Here is a 787-nt window from a genome sequence, read left to right as displayed (position 1 = left end):
CCTGGATGCATTAAAGCAACTTATAAATAGCATTTAGGCAGGAAGGTTATTAAATTAAGTACTGTAGCTCGCTTCAAAATTGTCACGGTATGAATTCGTTTGAAGCCTGGAATCGTCTACTTACCACCTATGAACCGTAATAGCAAAAACGTTATGGATGATAATCTAAAGAGTAAGGTTTTAAATATTCTTTTACTGGTAACCTCTCTAATGGGATATTTAGAATGGGGTGATAATAGGCATCAGTTCTTATTTCAAATGGAAGGGGAGGTCTTTTATAAGTTATTTAATGGCCCCGAATCCGTATTACATCCATTGACCGTATTACCATTTATTGGTCAATTAATGATATTATTTACCCTATTTCAAAAACGTGCCAGTAGGCGAATAACCTATTTTGGTGTTGCATTCCTAGGAGTGTTAATGTTTATGGTGTTTCTGACTGGAATAGCGAGTGCAAACTGGAAAATACTCCTATCGACAATTCCATTTTTTGTGATCAGTTTGCTTGTAATAAGACATCAAAGAAGTATTAAAAAGAATATAGGTTCCTGAAGTATCTAATCTAACAGTAGTAATTGCTACCAGATTGGATCCTATTTATAGATCCGATGGATGCTGATCATGAATTCCTTTTGATAGCAGGGGCAGTATCTTGGGTTGCTGATTTGTAGAACGTATAGAACCAGATCAAAGGGGCTCGATGCTTAAGAACGATCTTTGACTTTACGTCTTCGATAATTATATGGGGTTAAAAGGTAGGTGTCTTATTTTTACCGCAAAGGCA

Annotated in this window: 1 protein-coding gene; it reads left to right on the top strand. The window is 36.0% G+C overall.

Features of this window, described 5'->3' with window-relative positions:
• Positions 1-129: 129 nt before the first annotated feature.
• Positions 130-555 carry a hypothetical protein gene (locus AAGF08_RS20410; protein WP_343513303.1) on the top strand — a complete coding sequence of 142 codons (426 nt, stop codon included), beginning with the start codon at positions 130-132 and terminating at the stop codon, positions 553-555.
• Positions 556-787: the final 232 nt, after the last annotated feature.

This window comes from Algoriphagus sp. SE2 (assembly GCF_039563885.1).
Taxonomy (GTDB): Bacteria; Bacteroidota; Bacteroidia; order Cytophagales; family Cyclobacteriaceae; genus Algoriphagus.
This window is presented reverse-complemented; position numbering and strand designations above follow the sequence as displayed.

Coding starts and splice junctions, on each gene's coding strand:
- AAGF08_RS20410 (WP_343513303.1), top strand. CDS start 130: ATGAACCGTAATAGCAAAAACGTTATGGATGATAATCTAAAGAGTAAG.